The sequence below is a fragment of the uncultured Methanobrevibacter sp. genome, from assembly GCF_900314695.1.
Classification (GTDB): Archaea; Methanobacteriota; Methanobacteria; order Methanobacteriales; family Methanobacteriaceae; genus Methanocatella.
This window is the reverse complement of the sequence record NZ_OMWD01000051.1, coordinates 1-4,804: the sequence shown is the minus strand read 5'-3', so window position 1 is coordinate 4,804 and position 4,804 is coordinate 1. Positions and strand designations below refer to the sequence as shown.

The following is a 4,804-nucleotide window of genomic DNA, read 5'->3' as shown; positions in this document are numbered from 1 at the left end:
TTCAGGATAAAGACATCAAATCAAAGTTATAACACAATCAGTGATTCAACAAGTGCAACTACAAACCTTGCAAGGGCATATGATGTCAAGACATATGTTGAAAGCAAGATTGCAAGTGGCATTACCTCTGTTCCTGTATATAGTGGCAGCGCATTAGCATCAGTAAGCATCAATAACCCAAGCGGCCTTGAAAATGGCTATAATAGAATAAGTGGTAATACATCAGTTGGCGCCGGATATATGGTTGAAACAAGAAATGCTGATGAAGCGGCATTTGGTACATATAACTTATCAAATGGCGAAAATTTAGAAGTGTTTGATTATAATTCAGGAAGTACCTTATTCTCAGTTGGAAATGGTCATCCTCATAATACCGGAGGCTATATCAGAAGGCATAATGCATTTGAGATAAGACAGAATGGCGATATATATTATGCAGATACCAATGATACTGAAGCTGAATATCCATATGAAATGCCAATGATAAAACTTCAGGATGTTATTAAAAATCTACAAAATGAAATTAATACACTGAAAGCTCAAATCAATGGAAATTAATAAATAAAGTGGAGATATTATTTTATCTCCATTTTTTATTATAGATAATAAATATCAATAAATTTATAATAAATTATGAGCAGACCATTAGGAAGCAAAAATAAGCCAAAGGTTAAGAATGGCGGGCTATTTGTAACCAATTTGGAAAAACAAATTGAGGGCGCTCCAATCACAAGAAACTCAAGTCAGGGTTGGGTTAAATGGGGCTTGAAAAATGATTATCCAAACCTACTTCTTAACCTGTATTCTGAATCCCCAACGCATAGAGCAGCAATTAATTTTGGAGTTCAGTCAATATTGGGAAATGGTGTAGATTATGATGCAATGGCGCTTGATTCAGGTGATGTTGTTCCAAACTATTATGAGACTTGGGATATGATTGTAAAGAATCTTGCGATGGATTATATGCTATATGGAAGCTATGCCCTTCAAATTATAAAAAATAAGGATAATAAGACTTATAGTTTTTATCACATTCCTCTGGAAAAGGTAAGGTGGTCTCCATTCGATGAAGATGGGCAGATTACTTCATATTGGATTTCAAACGATTGGACTGCATTGGGCCAAAACCCTCCATTTGAAATTGATGCTTTTGATATGAGAGAAGATAGTGTAATAGAAAGAGGAAGACCATATCTTTATGTATACCGGGATTATTCTCCAACGCAGAATTATTACACATCACCTCATTATACAGCAGCCATTAAATCAATTCAGTCGGAAATTGAATTTATAAATTATGACCTGAAACATATTATAAATGGCTTTTCAACGGCAGGTATTTTAACTCTCCCTGAGGTTGAAACTGATGATGAAAAGAAAGCAATCATCAATAATATTCAGTCAATGTTTCAAGGAAGTAACAATACCAATCAGATTGCCATTACATTCCGTACAAATTTGGAAGATAAACCGGCAGAATGGACACCTTTTGCAGACGGAAAGGGCAGCGCTGACAAGTATTCAGAATCAAATAAACGCTGCATAAGCAGAATTCTTTCAGCACATCAAATTCCTTCTCCAATGCTTATTGGTATGCCTGATGCAAACAATAGTGGCTTTAGTTCAGATGCTGACAAGATTGAAACAGCATATCAATTGTATCAGAAACTTACAGGAAATTATAATAGAATATGCGTTATTAAAACAGTCAATCAATTGCTTAAGATGAATGGCATTGATACTGAAATTATAATGAAGCCATTGAAGTTTAATGATTTTGGTGATGAAAATGACAATGCGCAAGAAACAAAGTCAACGGAAAATAGCGATGATATATCAACCGGAAACGTTGAAGAACAAAAGGACGGAAATAATAAATCGGAAAAAGTATAACAGGTATGATTAACACATTATTCAATGATAAGTGGCTAAAGGAATTTTCAGTTATTCCTCTTAACTTCAATACAAAGGAAGTTCAGAATTATTGCAAGCTTGCTGAAACAATATGGGTTGAACCTATAATTGGGGAAAAGTTTTATGAGGAACTATTATACCAAATAAAAAATAATCAGGTGTCAGAAGAAAACTCAACTCTATTGGTCGAAGCAATATACCCATATCTTGGTTTCTGCATCGCTTATGAAGCATTGCCTTCGTTGATGTACCATGTAAATGAAACTTCAGTCACAAAAGGTCATTCAGATAATTCTGATGCAATTGACCTTAAGGAAGCAAATTTCTTTGAGAACCATCTTCGCAGACAAATTGAAGCAAGAAAAGATTATTTGATAAAATATCTTCGCACACATTGCGATTCATTCCCACTATATCATCCAACAGGTTGTGGATGCGATGGATGTTCAACCGGTGGAAAATTACATGCGCCAAAACCATTATGGACAGTATACGGAACTCGCAAAAGATGCACAACTCTATTATAATTCAATTCCCCTCCATTCCAACAGGTCTGAGAGGGGAATTTCGTTTTAAAATAATTATATAGAAAAAATATTTATAAAGGCCTTAAACAAAAACAGGCAAAGAAATCATCAAAAAACTTTACCTGTTCTCAAATAAAATGGATTCAAAAAAATTGATGTTACCTAATGGACAAGTGACGATTTTTTTATATATAACATGAAAACTAAAAGTAATTCAAACAAAAACGTCCGGTTGAAATAACATCGCTGCATAACAGCCGGACATGCCACAGAAAAATAAACTAATTACTTAAAATAATTTATAAGAGAATTTTATACACCTATCACAATTATTTCAACTACAATGCAAATATACAAAAAATATTTTAAAAAAGAAAATTTTAATTAATTAATTTTTTTATTTTCCCAATATTTTTTTCTTGCTATAGATTGTTTTCTTTTTGTTTCTTCTGAATGGTGTCTGCTTTTACTGTGTTCAGACATTTTTTTTAACGTATCCTCAGTAAAACAATTTTTTAAACCTTTGTTCCAAGGTTCTCTTCCAATTTGTTTTTCTTTTGTTATTTGGTTGTTATTATTTTCTTTTGAAGTACACCAATATAAATTACTGACGTTGTTATTCTTTCTATCTGTATCGCTATGACCAACTTGAAGTTCTTCATATGGAATACATTTTAAATGCTCCGGTTTTGGAACAAATAAATAAGCAATAACTCTATTAACTCTATATGGTTGTTTTTTACCATTTTTCAATGTCAAACAACTTACTAAATAACCATCATCATCAGTCCACCCTGATAATTTCTTTCCCCAATGCTTGCTAATAATATATCCATCTTTACTAAAGATGTATTTGTCAAAATTAATTAATTCTTCTCTACACATTTATATCAAAACTCCTTGATTGGTTATCTTCATATTCTTTTTTTAAGGTTTCAAAGTCATTTGCATATTCAATACATAAACCGTACTTTCTGTTAATGTCAGACAGGTGTTTGTTCATCTTTTGCCTTATTTTATATTTTTCCATTATCCCGAAGCCTTTATCAACATGCAAAATAAATGCTTTGTTAGTTTCAAACATCTTCATTGAAGGTTTAAAATTTGCAATATGCTGCCCAACGCTAAAATTAGTTTCAGTTATTAATTTGGGGTTAAATAAAGAGAATTTTGCTAAGTGTTCATACGGAGGTTGGTGATTCATTCTTTGTCTGTAAAACTTATGGCATAATTGATGTAGTAGTTTACCATTCTCATAGTTTGGTTTTGAATCTTCGCATAAAGCATATATTGGGCATCCTAACACATTGTAACCTCCTTTATCCATTTCATCCAATATTGAATCCAAATCATCAGAATATAAAAGTTCATCAGTGTCAGTCCATATTATATAGTCATATTCATCTTTATATTGCTGCCATTGACTGTTTTTTATCCAAGCCTGCATAACATCATTTTGTCCATCAGTCTTGAATTTTTTAATTTCAATAAATTTTTCTTTTGAAAGTATATCAATACTTGAATCTGTGCTGAAATTATCAAAAACTACAACCTTATCAGCAATTCTTTTCCAATAATCAATACACCAAGGAAGTATTTGTTCTTCATTATAACACAATGTTAGCCACAAAATTTTATGTTTCATAATTCTTTTTTTATAATAAATATTTTTAAATTTCAAAAAGTATTAGATTTTTTACAAATATACAAAAAATATTTTTAATAAGAAAATAAAATATAATAAAAAAAAGCCCGGTCTTCTCAGATGGGGCTTTTATTGTTAAACAAATTATTAATATTTAAAATTTATGAAAAAATCAGTAATCTATCAATCCATGACCAATCACTGACAATGGCCAAGGTAATCATTTTATTCCAAATAACCAAAATTTTTATGTTAAAAAAATAAAAATGACGCAAAACAATTAATGTCCTGCGCCATCAGAATTAAAACTATGTAGAAAAAACACTTATTCTTTTTCTTTTAATTCATCATCAGCAATTTTTTTGTAATGGTTAAGGCAAGAAATTGCCCAATCAAACATTTTTGTGTTACCGTCTTTTCTTGCTTGATTCCAAATTTCAAAAGCAGCAAGATTTCCAATTTTATCTTTTAAAGACTCTTTCATACTGTTATTCAATTTCTTCCAATAGTTTTGCCAACTTAACTCTAACTCTCTCAATCGCCCTGACCTCTTGTGTGGTGAATGTACCATCCTCTTTCAGATTATCAGACTTGATTTTGTCCTGTACGTAATGAATGACATATAACAATGCCATAGTCTCTTTTTCTGTAAATTCTATCATACCTTATTATTTTAATTAATACTATGTTTTTCAACTAATGCAAATATACAAGAAAT

7 protein-coding genes are annotated in these 4,804 nt (G+C 31.2%); 3 read left to right on the top strand and 4 right to left on the bottom strand.

Annotated elements, in window-relative coordinates; genetic code table 11:
• The 3 genes from QZN45_RS10865 to QZN45_RS10855 form a co-directional block, all read left to right on the top strand.
• The coding region (locus QZN45_RS10865; RefSeq protein WP_296812920.1) for a hypothetical protein at nt 1-558 on the top strand (558 nt) is incomplete at its 5' end.
• A 75-nt stretch (nt 559-633) separates the two neighbouring features.
• On the top strand, nt 634-1,893 hold the full coding sequence (locus QZN45_RS10860) for a phage portal protein (RefSeq protein ID WP_296812918.1): 1,260 nt from the start codon (nt 634-636) through the stop codon (nt 1,891-1,893).
• Nucleotides 1,894-1,898: 5 nt separating this feature from the next.
• A complete protein-coding gene (locus QZN45_RS10855; protein ID WP_296812916.1) occupies nt 1,899-2,441 on the top strand; it encodes a hypothetical protein in 543 nt (180 codons plus the stop codon).
• A 384-nt stretch (nt 2,442-2,825) separates the two neighbouring features.
• Here the strand turns inward: QZN45_RS10855 and QZN45_RS10850 are convergent, their stop codons facing one another.
• The 4 genes from QZN45_RS10850 to QZN45_RS10835 all read right to left on the bottom strand — a co-directional run bounded on the left by QZN45_RS10850 (nt 2,826) and on the right by QZN45_RS10835 (nt 4,748).
• Nucleotides 2,826-3,326 (bottom strand): HNH endonuclease, encoded by a 501-nt coding sequence (locus tag QZN45_RS10850; RefSeq protein ID WP_296812915.1) that lies wholly within the window; start codon nt 3,324-3,326, stop codon nt 2,826-2,828.
• Nucleotides 3,319-4,086 carry a glycosyltransferase family 2 protein gene (locus QZN45_RS10845; protein ID WP_296812913.1) on the bottom strand — a complete coding sequence of 256 codons (768 nt, stop codon included), beginning with the start codon at nt 4,084-4,086 and terminating at the stop codon, nt 3,319-3,321. The genes QZN45_RS10850 and QZN45_RS10845 overlap by 8 nt, the downstream gene beginning before the upstream one ends.
• 325 nt (nt 4,087-4,411) lie before the next feature.
• Entirely contained in the window at nt 4,412-4,570 is a 159-nt protein-coding gene (locus QZN45_RS10840; RefSeq protein ID WP_296812911.1) for a hypothetical protein, read from the bottom strand.
• Between the two features lie 4 nt (nt 4,571-4,574).
• Entirely contained in the window at nt 4,575-4,748 is a 174-nt protein-coding gene (locus QZN45_RS10835; RefSeq protein WP_296812908.1) for a hypothetical protein, read from the bottom strand.
• Between the last annotated feature and the right edge of the window lie 56 nt (nt 4,749-4,804).